Source organism: Azorhizobium oxalatiphilum, assembly GCF_014635325.1.
Taxonomy (GTDB): domain Bacteria; phylum Pseudomonadota; class Alphaproteobacteria; order Rhizobiales; family Xanthobacteraceae; genus Azorhizobium; species Azorhizobium oxalatiphilum.
The window spans coordinates 1,725,212-1,743,838 of sequence record NZ_BMCT01000001.1 but is presented as its reverse complement, the minus strand read 5'-3'; the positions used below and the strand labels follow the sequence as shown (position 1 = coordinate 1,743,838).

At 66.3% G+C, this 18,627-nt stretch carries 19 protein-coding genes; 9 read left to right on the top strand and 10 right to left on the bottom strand.

What is annotated here, in order from left to right; translation table 11 throughout:
- Positions 1-280 precede the first annotated feature (280 nt).
- From IEW24_RS07895 to IEW24_RS07885, 3 genes are all read left to right on the top strand, one after another.
- Positions 281-445: a DUF1127 domain-containing protein gene (locus IEW24_RS07895; protein WP_188576959.1), complete on the top strand. Its 165-nt coding sequence runs from the start codon at positions 281-283 to the stop codon at positions 443-445.
- A gap of 212 nt (positions 446-657) precedes the next feature.
- Positions 658-2,100, top strand: coding sequence for a methylenetetrahydrofolate--tRNA-(uracil(54)-C(5))-methyltransferase (FADH(2)-oxidizing) TrmFO (gene trmFO, locus IEW24_RS07890; RefSeq protein ID WP_188576956.1), 1,443 nt, complete (start codon positions 658-660; stop codon positions 2,098-2,100).
- An 8-nt stretch (positions 2,101-2,108) separates the two neighbouring features.
- Positions 2,109-3,212: a serine/threonine protein kinase gene (locus IEW24_RS07885; protein ID WP_188576954.1), complete on the top strand. Its 1,104-nt coding sequence runs from the start codon at positions 2,109-2,111 to the stop codon at positions 3,210-3,212.
- A gap of 12 nt (positions 3,213-3,224) precedes the next feature.
- On the opposite strand, the gene IEW24_RS07880 is transcribed toward IEW24_RS07885, so the two are convergent.
- The 6 genes from IEW24_RS07880 to yajC all read right to left on the bottom strand — a co-directional run bounded on the left by IEW24_RS07880 (position 3,225) and on the right by yajC (position 9,080).
- Positions 3,225-4,574 carry a globin-coupled sensor protein gene (locus tag IEW24_RS07880; RefSeq protein WP_188576952.1) on the bottom strand — a complete coding sequence of 450 codons (1,350 nt, stop codon included), beginning with the start codon at positions 4,572-4,574 and terminating at the stop codon, positions 3,225-3,227.
- A 148-nt stretch (positions 4,575-4,722) separates the two neighbouring features.
- On the bottom strand, positions 4,723-5,631 hold the full coding sequence (locus tag IEW24_RS07875) for a phytoene/squalene synthase family protein (protein WP_188576951.1): 909 nt from the start codon (positions 5,629-5,631) through the stop codon (positions 4,723-4,725).
- An 84-nt stretch (positions 5,632-5,715) separates the two neighbouring features.
- The gene (locus tag IEW24_RS07870; protein ID WP_244644212.1) at positions 5,716-6,096 is read right to left on the bottom strand and encodes an Mth938-like domain-containing protein; all 381 of its coding nucleotides are present in this window, start codon (positions 6,094-6,096) and stop codon (positions 5,716-5,718) included.
- Between the two features lie 12 nt (positions 6,097-6,108).
- Positions 6,109-7,089 (bottom strand): protein translocase subunit SecF, encoded by a 981-nt coding sequence (gene secF, locus IEW24_RS07865; protein ID WP_188576949.1) that lies wholly within the window; start codon positions 7,087-7,089, stop codon positions 6,109-6,111.
- A 9-nt stretch (positions 7,090-7,098) separates the two neighbouring features.
- A complete protein-coding gene (secD, locus tag IEW24_RS07860; protein ID WP_188576947.1) occupies positions 7,099-8,706 on the bottom strand; it encodes a protein translocase subunit SecD in 1,608 nt (535 codons plus the stop codon).
- Positions 8,707-8,735: 29 nt separating this feature from the next.
- The gene (gene yajC / locus IEW24_RS07855) at positions 8,736-9,080 is read right to left on the bottom strand and encodes a preprotein translocase subunit YajC (RefSeq protein WP_188576945.1); all 345 of its coding nucleotides are present in this window, start codon (positions 9,078-9,080) and stop codon (positions 8,736-8,738) included.
- Between the two features lie 216 nt (positions 9,081-9,296).
- Between yajC and cobS the strand changes: the two genes are divergently transcribed.
- The 4 genes from cobS to IEW24_RS07835 are packed head-to-tail and all read left to right on the top strand — an operon-like array spanning position 9,297 to position 12,017.
- Positions 9,297-10,094 (top strand): adenosylcobinamide-GDP ribazoletransferase, encoded by a 798-nt coding sequence (cobS, locus tag IEW24_RS07850; RefSeq protein ID WP_244644211.1) that lies wholly within the window; start codon positions 9,297-9,299, stop codon positions 10,092-10,094.
- Between the two features lie 24 nt (positions 10,095-10,118).
- The gene (locus tag IEW24_RS07845; protein ID WP_373870016.1) at positions 10,119-10,331 is read left to right on the top strand and encodes a DUF1289 domain-containing protein; all 213 of its coding nucleotides are present in this window, start codon (positions 10,119-10,121) and stop codon (positions 10,329-10,331) included.
- Positions 10,332-10,335: 4 nt separating this feature from the next.
- Complete coding sequence (locus IEW24_RS07840) at positions 10,336-11,061, top strand: TIGR02281 family clan AA aspartic protease (protein ID WP_188576941.1); 726 nt, start codon at positions 10,336-10,338, stop codon at positions 11,059-11,061.
- Positions 11,058-12,017, top strand: a complete 960-nt coding sequence (locus tag IEW24_RS07835; RefSeq protein ID WP_188576939.1) for a cation diffusion facilitator family transporter — start codon at positions 11,058-11,060, stop codon at positions 12,015-12,017. The genes IEW24_RS07840 and IEW24_RS07835 overlap by 4 nt, the downstream gene beginning before the upstream one ends.
- A 9-nt stretch (positions 12,018-12,026) precedes the next feature.
- Here IEW24_RS07835 and IEW24_RS07830 read toward each other — a convergent pair whose 3' ends face one another.
- The 4 genes from IEW24_RS07830 to IEW24_RS07815 form a co-directional block, all read right to left on the bottom strand.
- Entirely contained in the window at positions 12,027-12,863 is an 837-nt protein-coding gene (locus tag IEW24_RS07830) for an aldo/keto reductase (RefSeq protein WP_188576937.1), read from the bottom strand.
- Between the two features lie 109 nt (positions 12,864-12,972).
- Complete coding sequence (locus IEW24_RS07825; RefSeq protein ID WP_188576935.1) at positions 12,973-14,322, bottom strand: DUF3100 domain-containing protein; 1,350 nt, start codon at positions 14,320-14,322, stop codon at positions 12,973-12,975.
- A gap of 91 nt (positions 14,323-14,413) precedes the next feature.
- On the bottom strand, positions 14,414-15,943 hold the full coding sequence (locus IEW24_RS07820; protein ID WP_188576933.1) for an aldehyde dehydrogenase family protein: 1,530 nt from the start codon (positions 15,941-15,943) through the stop codon (positions 14,414-14,416).
- Positions 15,944-15,947: 4 nt separating this feature from the next.
- Positions 15,948-16,835, bottom strand: coding sequence for an NAD(P)-dependent oxidoreductase (locus IEW24_RS07815; RefSeq protein WP_188576931.1), 888 nt, complete (start codon positions 16,833-16,835; stop codon positions 15,948-15,950).
- Positions 16,836-17,047: 212 nt separating this feature from the next.
- On the opposite strand from IEW24_RS07815, the gene IEW24_RS07810 reads away from it, so the two are divergent.
- Both IEW24_RS07810 and IEW24_RS28980 read left to right on the top strand, forming a co-directional pair.
- Complete coding sequence (locus IEW24_RS07810) at positions 17,048-17,980, top strand: LysR family transcriptional regulator (RefSeq protein ID WP_188576929.1); 933 nt, start codon at positions 17,048-17,050, stop codon at positions 17,978-17,980.
- Between the two features lie 484 nt (positions 17,981-18,464).
- Positions 18,465-18,596, top strand: coding sequence for a hypothetical protein (locus IEW24_RS28980; RefSeq protein ID WP_280514964.1), 132 nt, complete (start codon positions 18,465-18,467; stop codon positions 18,594-18,596).
- Positions 18,597-18,627: the final 31 nt, after the last annotated feature.

Sequence of the window (18,627 nt, the reverse complement as noted above, 5' to 3'; positions counted from 1 at the left end):
CGATTTCTCATTCGAAATCATATATTTAGTACAACGAAGCGCACACCGCCTACCGTTTGGGCACGCCTGCAACTTCAGCGTTCGACCGCTCCACTCCGCACCTCCCCCCGGAAAGCTGACTGCTCATTCATTGATCAGAAACCATCCAAATTTGCTTATATGCAAGGCACGCAATGCTGCGATGCGCAACTCCGTCTTGGGCGCAACCCCGTGCGGGGCTATCTACGTCTTCAGAACATAAGCGCCGGAGATCAGAAGGATCCCGGCAAGGAGACTGAAGATGATCATCTGGGGTTATATCGCTCGCCAAGTGCGTCGCTGGAATGCCTACAACCGCACCGTTGCCGAACTCTCGCAGCTCGACGACCGCACGCTCGGCGACATCAATGTCACCCGCAGCGAAATCCGCAGCATTGCTCGCAGCGCTGCCGTTCAGGTTGCCTGATCTGGCATCCTGATCCCCTCCCGGCGCAGCAATGAAGCCGGAGGCGTGGAACGGATCTGCCGAACGTGGCCCCTTCGGGGGCCATTTTCGTTTGTAAGGTGGCTCATCTTGAAGCCCGTGCCCGGATCGGGCACAGAACGGCGCAATCAATGCGACGGCGGTGCGCCCGGCCCCATGGCCCGCCCGCCACGCGCCTGCTCCAGCGAGGAAGAATGAGCCAGACCTCCCACCAGCCGGTCCATGTCATCGGCGGCGGCCTTGCCGGCTCGGAAGCGGCCTTTCAGATCGCGGAGGCCGGCGTGCCGGTGATCCTGCACGAAATGCGCCCTGTGCGTGGCACCGAGGCCCACCACACCGAGGGCCTCGCGGAACTGGTCTGCTCCAACTCCTTCCGCTCCGATGACAGCGCCACCAATGCGGTGGGTGTGCTGCATGCCGAGATGCGCAAGGCCGGCTCGCTCATCCTGCGCTGCGCCGATGCCAATCAGGTGCCTGCCGGCGGCGCGTTGGCAGTGGATCGCGACGGTTTCTCGCAGGCAGTAACCGCCGCGCTCGAAGCGCATCCACTGGTGGAGATTCGGCGCGAGGAGATCGACACCTTGCCGCCCGCCGAGTGGGACAATGTCGTGGTGGCCACCGGCCCCCTCACCTCGCCCGCGCTGGCTCAAGCGGTGCTGGACCTGACCGGCGAAACGGCCCTCGCCTTCTTCGACGCCATCGCCCCCATCATCCATCTGGACAGCATCGACCTCAGCAAGGCGTGGTTCCAGTCGCGCTACGACAAGGTCGGCCCCGGCGGTACCGGTGCGGACTATATCAACTGCCCGCTGGACAAGGAGCAGTACGAAGCCTTCGTGGATGCCCTGCTGGCTGCCGAGAAGGTGGCGCTGCGCGATTTCGAGGCCAAGACACCCTATTTCGACGGCTGCCTGCCCATTGAAGTGATGGCCGAGCGTGGTCGCGAGACCCTGCGCTTCGGGCCGCTGAAGCCCGTCGGCCTCACCAATCCGCACAATCCCGAGGTGAAGGCCTACGCCATCATCCAGCTCCGGCAGGACAATAAGCTCGGCACGCTCTACAACCTCGTGGGCTTCCAGACCAAGATGCGCCACGGCGAGCAGGTGCGGGTGTTCCGCACCATTCCGGGGCTGGAGAATGCTGAATTCGCCCGCCTCGGCGGCCTCCATCGCAACACCTATCTGAATTCCCCCAAACTGCTGGACGGCAGCCTGCGCCTGAAGGCCGACCCGCGCCTGCGCTTCGCCGGCCAGATCACCGGCTGCGAGGGCTATGTGGAGAGCGCGTCCGTAGGCCTCATGGCCGGACGCTTCGCAGCCGCCGAGCGCAAGGGCGAGACACTGCCACCGCCCCCCGTCACCACCGCCCATGGCGCGCTGCTCGCCCATATCACGGGTGGGCACATCGACGCGGCGCAGGAGGACGGAAGCGAAGGCGCCCCCCAGCCCGGTCCTCGCTCCTTCCAGCCCATGAATGTCAATTTCGGCCTCTTCCCGCCGCTGGACTTCACGCCGAAGGGCGAAGACGGCAAGCGGCTGCGCGGCACGGAAAAGACGCTGGCCAAGAAGCGCGCTCTCTCCGCTCGCGCGCTGGCCGACATGGCCGGCTGGCTCGACAGCCCCGTCGCGGCGGCTTAAGAGGCCCTATGCCGAGGCAGAAACGCGCCATACCGACGGTCGAGCACCGGGCGGACCCTTCCCGCTTCATCGTGGACACCGTGCTCAAGCGCGACGTGTTCTCCACCGTGGAGCGCGGCACCTGGACCGATCGCGACGGCGTCAGCCATCCCGCCGTTCGTCGGCGCTGGGACAAGGTCTCGCCGTGGCTGGCTCTGCTCGCCGCCCGCCTTGCCGCCCATGAGGTCAACGCGCTGGAGAAGGTGCAGTCCACGGGCGTCACCACGCCGCTGCTGGCGGTAGGCCGGAAGTTCCTGGTGCGCGGCTGGATCGAGGGCGTTCCGCTGCAGATCGCCCGCCCCACCGGCGACCTCCATTTCTTCCAGTCCGCCCGCGATGCGCTGCATATCCTGCATCGCGCCGGTTACGCCCATAACGACCTCGCCAAGCAGCAGAACTGGCTGCGGGGGGCGGATGGCGAGAGCTGGCTCATGGATTTCCAGCTGGCGCTGCCCATCAGCCGCCGCTGGAAGCTCGGCCGGGTATTGGCCTATGAGGATCTGCGCCACCTGCTCAAGCACAAGCGCACCTATTGCCCTGAGGCGCTCACGCCCCGCGAGCGGAAAATGCTCGCCACCAAGAGCCTGCTTACCCGTGTGTGGATGAACACCGGCAAGAAGGTTTATCGCTTCGTCACCCGTCGCCTCCTGTCCTATTCGGACACCGAGGGACGCGGTCCACGTGTGACGCAGGTCGCCCCGCGCATCGCCGAGGCACTCACCGCCCACCCCGCCGTGCACCATGTCCACATGGCCGATTTCCAGACACTCGGCGGCAAGGTGGGGCTCTATGCCTTCGTGGAGACCGACGCTCCGGTGAGCGTGGAGGTCCTGCGGCTACATCTGGCCGAAGCGCTGCCGGATCGCCCGCATCTCGACCATCTGCAGATCGTCTCCCGCCTGCCGCGCGCGGCCGACGGTAGCGTGCGCGATGACCTGCTGCTGCTGGTGGCCCGCAACCAGATCGAGATGCTGGACGCGCTGGCCGGCGATGACGACACCCGCGCGCTCATCGCCGACATCGCCCGCGCCCGCCTCAACCTCACCGATCGCATCACCCGCCCGGCGGCCTGAGCAGCAGCCTTTTCAGGCTGCTGTCATTCTCGCCAGAACCCGATCCATCTCCTGACGAAGTTGCACGGCCTGGCTGGACAGGTCGGCGGCCGTGGACAGCACCTGCGTGGCCGAGACATCGGCCTCGGATGCCGACTGGTTAAAGCCGGACACGTTGGCGCTCACGTCATCCGCCCCGCGCGAAGCGCTGCGGACGTGATCGGCAATGTTGCCCGCCGCCCGCTTCTGCACCTCCACCCCGGCCGCCACATCCGTCGATATCGTGCTCATCTCGCGCACGATCTCGGTAATGGACCCGATGGCCCGTGCCGTCTCGCCGGCGGCAGCCTGCATGGCAGCGATCTGGGCCTCGATCTCGGCCGTAGCGCCGCCGGTCTGGCCGGCCAGTGCCTTCACTTCCTGCGCCACCACGGCGAAGCCCCTCCCCGCATCACCGGCCCGCGCCGATTCGATGGTCGCATTGAGGGCAAGCAGATTGGTCTGGCTGGCGATGTTGCTGATGAGATCCACGATGGCGCCAATGCGGTCGGCGGCAGCCGACAGACGTTCCACGGTCGCGGCCGTCTCGCCCGCCACCTCCACGGCGCGGGCGGCGATGGTGGCCGAGGCCGAGACCCGTTGCCCCACCTCCTGTACGGAATTCGACATTTCCTCTGTCGCAGTCGCGACGGAACGCACGCTATCCGCCGCGCCGGCCGATGCGCTGCCGACTGCTTCCGCGCGGGTGAGCGTCTGCCCCGCCAAAGCATGCATGGCTTCGGCCGCGCTTTTCATGTCGCCTGCGGAATGGCTGAGGGACTGCACCACCGCCCCCACCGAGCCGTCCAGCATCTCGGCCAGCCCATCCAGCGTCCGACGCCGCTCTGCCTGACCGCGGTCGAGATAGACGGAGATGGCAAGATCCATGTCGAGCATGGTGGCGCGGGTCAGAGCTTCCTGCAGCGCAACGGCCTCCGCCAGTCCCTTGCGGTGGAACAGGCCGCTGCCGAGATCCCGCACCACCCGGGCGTTGAGCGTCACCAGCAGGAAATTGTAACCGCCGATATAGAAATGTGGTTCGAGACCAATGGCATGGTGGACCTCACCAATGCGCGTTACGGACGCTACGTAGGAGGCATCGAAACGCCCCTCCGCCAGCCGTCCCCAATGGGTGAGCTGCATGTCCCGCGCGTGTTGCACACGGTCGGCGCCGCTGAAGAAGCGCATGGCGTCGGCAAAGCGCGCCACATGGGCGTAGAAGGCGTCCAGAGCCGGCGGCAGGATCTCGAGGATATAGGCCCGGTGCCGGCGCAGGACGCGGCTCGTGGCGGCGTCGATGCGATGAAAAGAGAGGGCCTGCGCCACATCCAAGTTGCGCGTCATCATATCCCCATGGCTGCAAGGGCGCGGTCGCGCCCGGTCTATGGAAAGCGGGGCCATGGACGGAAAATGGTAGAGCGGAAGCAAACCTCCGCCAGGGTCCCAGGATACCCCTATGCATGGGATATGCCGTTGGACGCGATGCGACAGGTCAGCGCGTGCGGCTGCGGAATCGGCGGGCTGCACGCCAGAGTAGCCACTGACGCCGCAGAGGGGAGAGGCCACCCACAGTTCGAAACGGGTCGCGCACTCGCGCCAGCGATTTCAGGTCGCCGGGCACGAGCGACAGCGGCAGGAATGCCGGCCCCAGGCCGGCAGGCAAATCGACGAGCGCCTGCTCGGCCGCCGCCAGGTGACGCGCGGCATGGTTCCGTAGCTCTGCCAGCGCCGCCATCAGGCCGGGCGTCGGTTTGCGGGCGATCACCTCGTCCCGGCTCGACCCGTGACGCGCAAGTACGTCGAGCGGGATGAAGCATTGTCCGCGCGCGGCATGGAACGGCAACGCCCGCAGGAGCCCGGTGAGCGCCATGGCAACCCCGCCATGCCCACAGGCCTCTGCCAGATCCGGACGGGCGCCACCGGCCAGAATGTGGGCCGAGAGCTGCAACAGCGCGGAGGCCGTCTCGCCGGCATAGCCCTCCAGATCGTTCAGGCTTGGCATGGGGTCGTCATAAAGATCGAAAACCCGCGCCTCGATGAGATTGAGCAACGCCCCGCGCGGCAGGCCAAGCCGGACCACCGTGTCCAGCAAGGCACTGGCCACAGGGTGGCTGCCCACATCGCCGCGCCCGTGCCCCTCGATCAGTTCCCGCCACCATTGCAGGCGCACTTCTCCCGGCAGCGCCTCGCGGACCACGTCGCGGACCCGCGCGATTTCCACATTGTAGGCATAGAGCGCGAACAGCTCCTGCCGCTTCTCGGGAGGGGCGAACAGCGCGGACAGAAAGCGGTCGCGATCCTGCGCCCGCACCAGCTCGCCGCAATGGGCATAATCGGTGGCGAGCGCGGGAGGCGGCGACAGATCCGGTGGCTTGCCGAAATCGGGCGGGAGGCTGGACATGGCGCGATCAGGCCCGATCCCACGCGCAGGCGCAAGGCCGGGCGCGAGCTTCCACAGCGTGACGCGGCGCGGCGGTCATGGCTGTCAGGTCGCGATCAGAGCGGCTCCCACGAGCCGGCCTTCGGACAACAGCACATTGTAGGTGGCCGCCGCCGCAGCAGTGGGCATCAGCTCGAACCTGAGCCCGGCCGCGCGCAGAAGATCCTTCATCGGCTCGGCCAGATGGGCCGGGTCGCGGCCGGTGCCGAGGAACAGAAGCTCAAAGGCGGACGCCTCAGCGAGGATGGGGGCGAGCGCCCTGGCATCGATGTCGGCAACCCGCTCCACATCCCAGGCCCTGACCCCGCTGGGCAGGGCCAGGATAGAGCCGGCGTGCGACATCCCCTGGAAATGGAAGAAATGGTCGGCGTACCCGTCGATGGGTACCTGACGGGGCAGGAAAGGCGTGTCCGAGGAACCGGTCACGGCCTTCTTGCCTCAGGCCTTGGCGGGGCGCTGATCGCCCTTTGTCGCGCCGCTCTTGGCCATGTCCTCACCCTCGGCCTCTTCCTTGCCCACAACGGTAGACGCACGCAGGCCGAGATGGATGAGGATGGGGGCCGCCACGAAGATGGTGGAATAGGTGCCGATCAGCACGCCCACCGCCATGGCCAGCGAGAAGCCACGCAGCACTTCGCCGCCGAACAGATACAGCGCCATGGTGGCGAGGAAGGTGGTCAGCGAAACGATGATCGTCCGCGAGAAGGTCGCGTTCACCGCCGTATCGAGCAGTTCCGGCAGCGGCATCCTCTTGTAGCGGCGCAGCATCTCGCGGATGCGGTCGTACACCACCACCGTATCGTTGAGCGAATAGCCCATGATGGTCAGGATGGCGGCGATCGAGGTCAGATCGAAGTCCAGCCCCAGCACCGAATAGATCATCAAGGTGACGAAGATGTCGTGCGCCGTGGTGACAAGTGCGCCGACAGCGAACTGCCACTCGAAGCGGAACCACAGATAGATCAGCACCACCACCGCGCCCAGCACGAGGGCCAGAACGGACTGGCGCACCAGCTCGCCCGAAACGCTGGGGCCGACCGTCTCCACGCGGCGGATGGTGAAGTCCGAGCCGAGCGAGGCGCCGACCTTCTGGACGATGGCCTGCTGCGCGGCATCGTCCGCGCCGGTGCGGCCGAGACGGATCAGCACGTCGCGGGCCGAACCGAACTCCTGGATCTGCACGTCCCCCAGATCGCTGTCCGTGAGCTGCTCGCGTAGCGCACTGAGGTCCGCTTCACGGCTGGTGGACTGGGCCTCGATCAGCGTTCCGCCCTGGAAGTCGATGCCCAGGTTGAAGCCAACGGTGCCGAACAGCACGACGGCGATGATCGTCAGAGCGGCCGACAGGCAGAACGACACCTGCCGCAGCCGCATGAAGCCGATCTTGGTCTGCGCCGGGATATAGTCGATTAAAGGCATGGCGCGCTCTCAGATGGGCAGCTTGGCCGGACGAGCCCACCGCACCCACCACGCAATCATCAGGCGGGTCAGGGTGTAGGCCGTGAACACGGTCGTCAGAAGGCCAAGGATATAGATGACAGCGAAGCCGCGCACGGGGCCGGAACCGCCGAGCAGGAACAGGATGACGGCTGTCGCCAGAGAGGTCAGGTTGGCGTCGAGAATGGTCCCGAGCGCGAAGGAGAAGCCCTTGTCGATGGCGGCGATGGCCGATCGGCCTTCTCGCGCTTCGTCACGTATGCGCTCGAAGATCACGACGTTGGAGTCCACGGCCATGCCGATGGTCAACACGAAGCCCGCGATGCCCGGCAGGGTCAGCGTCGCCCCAAGCATGGACTGCAGGGCAACCATCAGCGAGATGTGCACCGCCAGAGCGATCAGCGCGAAAGTGCCGAACAGACCATAGACGGCGATCATGAACACAGCGACGAGGCCCGCCGCCACATAGGCGGCCGTCTTGCCAGCCTCGATGGAATCCTGGCCGAGGCTCGGGCCGACGGTGCGCTCCTCCACCACCTTCAGGGGTGCCGGCAGAGCGCCGGCGCGCAGCAGGATGGCGAGGTCGTTGGCCTGCTGGACGGTGAAGCTGCCGGAAATCTGCCCCTGTCCACCGAGGATGGGCTCGCGGATCACCGGGGCGGAGATAACCTGATTGTCGAGGACAATGGCGAAGGGCCGGCCCACCGCATCCTGCGTGGTGGTGGCAAAACGACGCGCGCCGTTGGAATTGAAGCGGAAGCTCACGAGAGGCTGGCGGGTCGTCTGGTCGAAGCCCGGCTGGGCATCCACGAGATCCTCACCGGAAACACGTATCTGCTTCTCCACCAGATACGGTACGCCGTCCGCGCCCTGCAGTACCTCGGAGTCCGCAGGCGCGCGGCCGTCCATCGCCTGCTGGGGCGACATGGACTGGTCCACCATGCGGAAGGAGAGCTTGGCGGTCTGCCCCAGCAACGCCTTGAGGCGCGCGGGATCCTGAAGGCCGGGAACCTGCACGAGAATGCGGTCGGCACCCTGGCGCTGGATGGTCGGTTCCACCGTGCCGAGCTGGTCGATACGACGGCGGATGATTTCGATGGACTGGTCAACGGCCGAACGAATGCGGGCATTGAGGCCGGCCTCGGTCAGCGTGACCGAGATCTGGCCATCAGAGCCGCTGGAGACATTCAGGTCGTTCTCGCCAGTGGCCCCGCCCAGCACCGTGTTGGTGATCGGCGTGACCATCGTGCGCAGTTGGGTCAGCGCGTTCTGCGCGTCATTGGGATCACGCAGGCGCAATTGCACCGTGGTGTCGCGGACGGAAAGGCCCGTGTAGCCAATCTTCTGCTCGCGCAGGATGCGGCGTACGTCGTCGCGCACCTGCTCGGCTCGCTCCTTGCGCAGCGCGGCGCCATCCACTTCCAGCAGGATGTGGCTGCCGCCCTGCAGGTCGAGGCCGAGCGTGACACGGCTCGACGCATACCAGGACGGCAGATGCTGAAGCACCGATGCCGGCAGCAGGTTGGGGACGGCGAACAGGATACCCACTGCCGTGATCACGAGGATCACCGCCGTCTTCAGCCTGGAGAAGTGCAGCATCGTCTTGCGTTCTTACGTTGTGAGCGGCCTCAGGCGGCCGTCTCATCCTTGGCGGGCTCGCCCTTGGTGCGGACGATGGCGATCTGCGAACGGAGCTGCCGCACCTTCACATTGTCGGCGATCTGCATTTCCAGCTCGGCGTCGTCAATGACCTTGACCACCTTGCCCACGAGACCGCCATTGGTGACGATCACGTCGCCACGGCGCACCCCATTCACCATTTCTTGATGCGCCTTCGCCTTCTTCTGCTGCGGGCGCAGGATCAGGAAATACATCACCACAAAGATGAGTACGAACGGCGCGAGCTGAATGAGCATGTCGGTCCCGCCACCGGCAGCCGGTGCGCCTTGAGCGAAAGCGGGCGATATGAACATTTTGTCCTCGTTTTCTTTGAAAGGAAGGAATGGGCTCTGTCCGCAAGGACACCCCGTGCCGAAGCGGCGGGACTATACCGGCGGAGCCCACGAATGCAAACGCGCCTGTGGGAAGGGTCGCGCGCACTTGACCGGACGACCGAATAAGGTTCCCAAAGAAGCGGATTGAGGACAGGGTCGCGCGCCCTTCCTGAAAGACGGAAGGTGCTCGGACCCATGATGCAGCAACGGATCCTTGAGGACCTGAACGCCGCCTTGCGCTTCTATTCCCGGATCCCCCTGCCTCCGCCCGCCAACGAGCCCGACGCCTTCGGCCCGCCGCCTCTCGCCCGCATCGGCTATGCCATTCCGCTGGCCGGCAGCCTGATCGGCGCCATCGGCGCGGTGATTCTGGTGGCGACGCATCTTCTCGGCCTGCCCCCGCTGGTCTGCGCCGCTCTCGCCGTCACCACCCTCGTACTTGTGACCGGCGCCTTCCATGAGGATGGGCTGGCGGATACAGCGGATGGATTCGGTGGCGGCGCGACCCGCCAACGCAAGCTGGAGATCATGCGCGACAGCCGCGTCGGCTCTTATGGCGCATGCGCGCTCGTACTCTCGCTGCTGCTGCGTGTGGCGCTGCTGGAAGGCCTTCTTGCCATCGGACCCGCCATGGCGGCTGTCGCCCTGATCGCCGCCGAAGGGCTGTCCCGCTCGGCTGGCATTCTGCTGATCGAATTCCTGCCCGCAGCACGGATGGACGGCGCATCCGCCGCCGCCGGCCAGCCGGGCCCGAAGGCGGCGGGGCGCGCCGGCATCGTCGGAGCCCTCGTCGCCGCCGTCCTGCTGGTGCCTGTGGCTGGCGTGAGCGCCGCATTCGCCGCCATCCTGGCCGTGCTGCTCGCCCTGTTCGTGATGACGCGCCTCTCCCGCCGGATGATCGGCGGCCAGACCGGCGACGTAGCCGGGGCGGTGCAGCAGGTGGCGGAGATTGCGTTCCTGCTGGCGGTCCTTATCTTCGCTCGGGTTCATTGACCGGCGGCCATGCCTGAGTGTCCCTTGCCTGAGCAAACCGTTCCCATCGTCTCTCCCTGTATCAAGGTCTGCGTGGTCGATCCGCTCAGCAGCCTGTGCATCGGCTGTGGCCGCACCATGCAGGAGATCGGCGGCTGGATGGGTATGTCGCCGGAGCGCCGTGCCGCCATCATGGCCACCCTGCCCGACCGCCTCTCCCGCCTGCGCGCCACGCGCCCCGACGCCTTTCCGGACTGACACCATGCGCAGCGACCGCTTTCTCTGGATGCTGCTGATCGGCCTTCTGGCCGGCGCGATCATCCTTGCCGTCCATCACGAGCAGGGCGTTGTGGCGGGCATCGACCTCAATCAGTTCGGCAGCCTCGTCTATATGGTGCCGGTTCTGATCGTGGTCGGCGCCGCCGCCTGGTCCATGGTGCGCGGCCGGCTCGGAGAGGCGCTGGTGGCGGCGCTGTTCTGGCTCCTGCTCGCAGCCGTTCTGGCCATTGGCTACACCTATCGCGGTCCGCTGCTGCAGGTGGCCGAGCGCGTGATCGGACAAGTCCTGCCCGGCTATGTCATCAGCCTGCCGGGGAGCAGCCAGACCGTGGAGGTCGTGCGGGGCGCCGACGGCGACTTCGCCGTTCGGGTCGGCATCAATGACGCCACCGTGCCCATGCTGCTGGATACCGGTGCCTCCTCCGTCGTGCTGACGCTCGAGGTGGCGCGGCAGGCGGGGCTGCCGGTGGAGTTCCTGAAGTATGACGTGCCGGTGGACACTGCCAACGGACGCACCCGCGCCGCAGCCGTGGTGATCGACAAGATGACCGTGGGCGGCATCGTCGAACGGCGCATTCCGGCCCTCGTGGCCCCCGCCGGCATGCTGCGCACGCCGCTTCTGGGCATGAGCTTCCTGTCCCGGCTGGACAGTTTCGAGGTTCGGGGTGATCGTCTGCTGATGAGAGGGCCGGGACGCGACGCACAATGACCACTTCCGCCGCCGTTGAGACGCCAGAGAAAGTCCGAACGCCGGCGGAAACGGTGTCCGGCCTGCGCCAACCCACGGCTCAGGAACGAAGCGAGGAACGGGCACTGCTGATCGCGGTGCTGCTGGATCTCAGTCTAGCCCTTCCCTATTCGGCGGCGGCCATTGCCATCGGCTCGCTGTCCATGCTGTCGGAAGTGCTGCGCGGAACGTTGCTGCTGATCGTCGCACTGGTTTCGCTGCAGACCTTGCGCAACCTGCATCGCGGGCGGGTGGCCGCCTACGAATACGGCATCGGCAAGCTGGAGCGCGGGCTCGGCCTGCTGATCGGCGCGCTGCTGATCATGGCCGCCGGCTTCATCGCCTTTCACGCGCTGACACGGGGCGGCGGCGAGCCAAAGAGCGAGTTCTGGGCCTGGGCCGCCATCGTCATGGTGGTCTACAACTTCTTCGTCAATGTCGGTCCCATCATTCCGCTCTGGAAGGCCACGCGGGCCGGCGGATCGGTGATCGTGCAGGCCCAGTTGCGCGCCCACATCGCCAAGGCCATCGCGTCCTTCCCGGTGGTGGTGTGCGTGGTCATCGATGCCCTCTCCAGCAATCCGGACATCGCCCGCATGGCGGACAGCATCGGCGGCACCGTGGGCGCCGCCGTGATGACCCTGATCGGCGCCGGCATGATCCGCAGCGCTCTGCCGGACCTGCTGGACAAGGCGCTGAGCGAGCCTGTGCAGATGAAGGTGAACCGCACGCTGGCGACATTCTTCCACGAATATGATGCGCTGCTCGGCATGCGCACCCGGCGCTCCGGCAACACGGCCTATGTGGAGATCACCGTCGGCTTCGAGCCCGAGCGCAGCATGGCGGACGTATCCGACGTGCTGGCCCGCATGGAAGCGCATCTGAGGGCCGAGATCCCCGACGTGGACGCGGTACTGATCGCCCGCGCCCACAGCTGATCTGGCGCCTCACAGCATCTCAAGGCTGCGCTTGCGCTTCGGCGGCGGGAAATCCGCGTCGATGGCGGCGAGGTCGTCCGCATCGAGCTTCAAATCGCGCGCCGCCGCATTGGCCTCCACATGGGCGACGCGGCCGGCTTTCGGAATGGCAATGACGCCGGGATCGCGCATCACCCAGGCCAGCGCCACCTGAAACGGATCGACCCCGTGCTTCTTCGCCACCGCGCCCAGCGCGCCGCCGCGCGGCAGACGGGCCTGCTCAATGGGGCTGTAGGCCATCACCGGAATCTTGTGACGGGCCTGAAACGGCAAGAGATCGAACTCCGGCCCGCGCCGGGAGGGATTGTAGAGGATCTGGTTGACCGCGCAGGCCTCACCACCGGCCTCCAGCAGTTCCTCCATGTCGTCGGTGTCGAGATTGCTCACGCCCCAATGGCGGATCTTGCCTGCCTTCTGCAGATCCTCGAAGCCGGCGATGGTCTCTTCCAGCGGATAGCTGCCGCGCCAGTGCAGCAGATAAAGGTCGAGCCGGTCGGTGCCGAGCCGGATCAGACTGCGGGTACAGGCATCCACCACCCCGCGCCGGGAGGCGTTGTGCGGATAGACCTTGCTGACGAGAAAGGCCTTTTCGCGCCAGCCATCCTTCAGCGCCGCGCCCACCTGTTTCTCGGTGGCCCCGTCGCCATACATCTCCGCCGTGTCCACCAGAGTAAGGCCAAGCTCGATCCCGGCGCGCAGGGCCGCGATCTCGTCCGCCCTCTTGCCTGCCTGCTCACCCATGAACCAGGTGCCCTGCCCCAATGCGGGAACCTGCTCACCACCGGGCAGCGTCACGCTTTTCGTCATTCGTCTCCCTCCCATGTTGGGGGGAAGGTAATTCGCTTCTGCCACAAATGAAAACGGCCGGAGCATCACGAAGACGCTCCGGCCGCATGGTCCCGTCCTGGGGGGAGGATCAGACGGGATGCATGAAGAACTGGGCGATGATGGTCGCGCCCAGGAAGGTGCCGGCATTGGCCATCAGCGACACCACCACGATGCGCCAGCCGAGGCTCCGGAACACCGGCACGTCCTTGGCGATGGACAGGCCGGCGAAGGCCAGCATGGGGGCGGTCATGGCCAGGAAGTTGATCTTGCCGGTGAGCGCCGCCACCTCAGCCGCGAACGGCATGGCGGGATAGGTGAGCAGCATGGCGATGGCCGACACCCACACCACTGCCGGTACGATGCCGCGCGTCAGCTTGTAGATGCCGTAGCCCACGATCACCGCGCCGATCATGATGCCGAGGCCGGCGATGACCTGCGCATCAGGCGCCGTCTTGTAGACGATCCAGTTGCCGATCAGCGACATGGCGGCCGAGACCACCCACACCACCAGCAGCGTCGGGAAGGCGAGTTTCACGCCCGGATCGTGCGACACCTCGCCCTTCACTTCCACCTGCTTGACCGAGCGGCCACGGCCGAGAATGGGCTCCAGCTTGCCATAGGCCCAAACGGTGAAGGGCAACGACAGGAACAGCGTGAAGTAGGTGCCGATGGTGGTGGTGATGAGGTTGGAGGCCGCCGCGAAGGCCGCGATGTCCTTGGCCATCTCCGGCGGGAACTGGGCGGCGATGGCGCCGGAGGCGGCCGCCATCATGCTGCCGGAACCGACGCCCGCGCCCATGGCCAGCGCATGGGGATTGAAGATGCCAAGGCCCGCGATGAGGCCGGCGAAGATGGCGATGAAGACCGCGCCGAAGATGGTGCCGGTCATGTACTCGGCCAGCACGCCGCGCCCCTCGGGGCTCGCCATGCCGTACTTCTCGCCGATGATGGCAAGGCTCGGCTCGCGGCCGACCGAGAAGGTGGCGCCGATGGCCTCGCGCTTGATGCCCAGCAGCAGCGCCACCGGCAGGCCAAACACCATGGTGCCGAAAAAGTGGCCGAACTCCTGGAACACCAGTGCCCAACCGGCCTCCATGATCTTGGGCAGGTTGCCGCCCACGAGCACGCCGAGCTTGGCGACGAACAGCAGCAGCGCCGGCTGGAGCACGGCGGCGGAAATGGCCTGAAGCTCGTGCGATACGCCGATGGCGCCCGGCAGCTTCGGCGAGGCGAGGCCCCAGGCCGCGCCGATGAGCAGCGCCCACAGCAGCGGCAGCAGGACGACCTTGTAGTGCGCGCCCATGGGCACGTTGACGATGCCGATCAGCTCCGCCAGCAGCACGCAGGCGGTGGCGATGATGAACACCTTGATGAGCTTGCCGGCGCCGGCCTCGGGGGCAGCAGCGACGGGAGTGGCTGCGGCGTGCGCAGTTGACATGGTAGGCCCCTCTTTCCGTTCTTCTTGATGCGCTGTTCTTGATGGCAGCACGCCGGCCCACGAGGGTGGACCGGCGCTGTACGCTAAAAACTCAGTCGCGGATGCCGGCGGCGTAGCCGAAGGGGACCGCCGGATCGGCTGCCGTCTCCACCCACACACTCTTCACCTGCGTGTATTCGTACAGGGCCTCGACACCGCTGGAGCGGCCGTGGCCGGAGTGATTGAAGCCACCAAAGGGCGAGGCCACGTTGATGGTCTTGTACGAATTGATCCAGAAGGTGCCGGCCTTCACCTGCGCCGCCACCCGGTGGGCGCGGGCCACATCCTTGGTCCACACAGCGCCGGCAAGGCCGAAGTCGCTGTCATTGGCGATGGCGACCGCTTCCGCCTCGTCCTCGAACGGGATGGCGACGACCACCGGGCCGAACACTTCCTTGCGGGCGATACCCATGGCGTTGGTGACGTTCTTCAGCACGGTGGGGGCCACGTAATAGCCACCCTCCTTCGCCTCGCCGGTCTCGCCGGTGACGATCTCCGCGCCCTCGCCCGCGCCTTCGCGGATCAGGGAGAGGACGTGCTTGTACTGCTTGGCGTTGTTGATGGGGCCGATCTCGCTGTCAGTGGACGCAGGATCGCCCACCTTGATCTTGGCGGCCCCCTTGGCGACCAGATCGACGAACTTGTCATAGACCGAGCGCTGCACCAGCAGGCGCGAGCCCGACACGCAGCTCTGGCCGGCGCCCGAGAAGATAGCCGCCTGCGCGCCGATGGCCGCACGCTCCAGATCGGCATCCGCGAACACGATGTTCGCTGACTTGCCGCCCAGTTCCAGCACGCAGGGCAGCAGCAGGCGAGCGGCGGCTTCCGCGATGAGCTTGCCGGTGGGCACGGAGCCCACGAACACCACCTTCTTGATCGCCGGCTGCGCCATCGCGGCCTGACCGGTGGTGTGGCCGAAACCAGCCAGCACGTTCACCACGCCCTTGGGGAGGCCCGCCTTCTCGGCCAGCATGGCCATGGCGATGGAGGTGAGCGGGGTCAGCTCGGAGGGCTTCAGCAGAACGGCATTACCCATGGAGATGGCCGGGGCCACCTGCCAGCCGCCAGTGAAGATGGGGGCGTTCCAGGGGGTGATCTGGAGCACCACGCCCATGGCCTCACGGCGGGTGTAGTTGAGATGAGTGGTCGGGACCGGGATCACCTCGCCGTGGAACTTGTCGGCCCAGCCCGCATAGTACTCGAACATCTCGACCACCTTGCCGACTTCGGCACGGGCGTCGCGGATGGGCTTGCCGGCCATCAGGCTTTCCACCTGGGCGAGTTGCTCCACATTGGCCGCCAGCTCACGGGCGATGGCCTGCATGACGCGACCACGGCCGGCGGCGGTGAGCTTGTTCCACACCAGCTGGCCTTCGGTGGCCGCAACCGCCGCCTTGGCAGCGATGCCGGCGCCAGCGTCGGGATAGGCGAACAGCGGCTTGGCGGTGGCGGGATCGAGCACTTCCACCGGGGCACCGTCGCCCACCAGCATTTCGCCGCCGACCCACGAGCCGATGGTCTTCAGGCCGGGCCAGAAGGGAGCGAGCGCCTGCTGAAGGCGGGGATCAATAAAGGAGGTCATGCGATCAGCCCTTCTTGGCCGGAGAGAACTGGGTCTCGACGATGCGGTTGAAGTCCTCGCCATCGGCAATGCTGGCGGCGCTGTCGGCCCAGATGTCGGCGGCGGCGGCGAACATGGGCATCTCAAGGCCGAGACCCGAGAGCAGGTCGGTGCCCAGCTTCACGTCCTTGCGCATCAGCTTCATGGTGAAGCCGGAGTTGAACGCGCCGTTGAGGATCCAGGTGGGAGCGTTGACCTGAGACACGCCCGAGCGGCCGGAACCGGCATTGATGCCTTCCAGCATGCGCGCCGGCTCGACGCCGCTCTCCTGCGCGAGGCGGAGCGCCTCGGCAGTGGTGAGCAGATGCGCAGCACAGAGCAGGTTGTTGATGATCTTGGTGACGTGGCCGGCACCCACCGGGCCCACATGCACACGGGTGGCGCTCATGGCCTCCAGCGTCGGCATGGCGCGGGCGACGTCCGCATCCGAGCCGCCGATCACCATGGTCATGGTGGCGGTGATGGCGCCCTTCGGGCCGCCGCTCACCGGCGCGTCGATCATGGCCATGCCCTTGGCTTCAAGCGCCTTGGCGAGCTTGCGCGTGGTGTCGGGATGGGAGGTGGAGGTGTCCACCACCAGCAGGCCGGGCTTGGCGTGTTCGAGCAGGCCGTCGGGGCCGGCCACAACCTCTTCCACGATGGCGGCGGTGGGCAGGGAGAGCACCACCAGTTCAGCCGAAGCGCAGAGGGTGGCGAGATCGGCGGCGATATCCACGCCTTCCGCCGCCAGCGCACCGCGCGTTTCCGGCATTGCGTCGTAGCCGAGCACGGCTACACCCGCCCGCTTGAGAGAGAGCGCCATGCCGCGCCCCATGTTGCCCAGTCCGATCACACCGACGGTCGCCACGCGCATCTCCTTTTTGATTGCTCCGATCACCGGCAGGCCGGACCGGAACGTAGTGCGCTGTCTCTGGAAGCAGGCAGTGGGGGCGCGCCGGGACAAAATACAACCCGGACGCGTAACACCACGACCCTTGCCCACGAAACCTACGGGCTCAATTCACGGGCAGACAGCACGGGGGCGGTGGCGTATCGTTGACTCCAGGGCAACGGAGAAATGCTATCGTGGCATCACCGCTGGATGATCATCGGCTGGGGTATCTCTACGAGGCGGTCCGTCTCGGCTCCGTGCGGGCGGCGGCAGACCATCTGTCGGTCAACGCCTCCGTGGTCTCGCGCCAGATCGCCCAATTGGAGAAAGATCTTGGCGTGCTGCTGATCGAGCGGCTGGGCCGGGGCGTGCGCGCAACGGAGGCAGGCGAGCTGTTGGCCCAGCGCTTCCGCCAATGGTCTGCCGACCGGGCCGACACGCTGGCGAAGCTGCAGGAGATCCAGGGACTCAAGCGTGGTCATGTGGACATCGTCACCGGCGAGGGCTTCATCAGCGACCTCATGTCCGGTCCCCTCGCCCGCTTCTGGGAGCGACATCCCAGCCTGACCCTGTCGGTGGAGGTTGCGGGCACCAATGATGTGATCCGTGGCGTCGCCGAGGACCGCTATCATGTGGGCCTCGTCTACAACGCCCCGCCGGACCCGCGCCTGCGCACCGCTGCTGCGAGCCGCCAGCCCATCTGCCTCGTGGCCGCGCCAGATCATCCCCTCGCCTTGCGGGGCGGCCCGGTGCCGCTGCGGGAGGCCGCCGCCCATCCGGTGGCGCATCTGCATGCGCGCTATGGAGTGCGGCAGATCGTGGCCATGGCCGAAATGGCCGATCGGGTGAGCCTGCCCGCCGCCCTCACCACCGGCTCCATCCAGGTGGTGCGTGAGTTTGCCAAGACCGGCCGCGGCATCACCTTCCTGCCCGCCTTCGCAGCCGCAGCCGATGTGGCCGCGGGCACGCTCGTGACCATGCCGCTCGACAGTCCTCTTCTGACCAAGGTGGAGGCCAAGGTCATCACCCGGCTTGGCCGCCAGTTGCCGAGCGCCGCCGCACAGCTGCTGCGCGTGCTTATCGCCCAGATGAAGGCCTTCCATGCCGGCGCCCCCGCCGAGGCGTGATGCCGCCGCATGGCTGCTCCGTCTTTGGAGCGTTATTCTCAATGCTTACCTTACAATAAGCCCGACATTTCGCACCCTGAGGCGACAACTAAACGCTTATATTTTCAGCGCTTTTAGAACGTATGGAACAATATATCTCGCAATGTTGTTATTTGATCTGCCGTAACCCCTCTGCGACGGAAGGTTATCGATCACGCTTTCGCGACAAGCTTCACCAATCTGGAAACAACTCGCGTTTACGCAGGAGGGTGAAACAGGTCATGTACAACCGTCTCGCCGGGCAAGCGGCGATTCTTCCGGAGCCCGCCTCGCTCCCCTGATCCCGTGGATCACGGAGCCCAAGGCACCGGACTTTGCCAAGGGCATAGAACGCCTACGGGCAAAGATTGCTGACAACGAATAGTGCCGTCGGGGGCAAGGACTGGCCGTGGCCATGCCTTTCGCCAAACGCCCCCGTGCGCGCTCAATAAGGTGGGAGAAAGCAATGCCTCAGCGTACCCGGCAAGACATCGGTGAACAGCATCAGCTCGGCGGCGGCATGGAAGGCCTGCTGTATCTGCTGTTCGGCATGGCCCTGATCGGGCTGTTCGTGCTGGGCACCCTTCCGCGTTCCTGACCTACCCCGCGCGCCCGTGATCGGGCGCGAC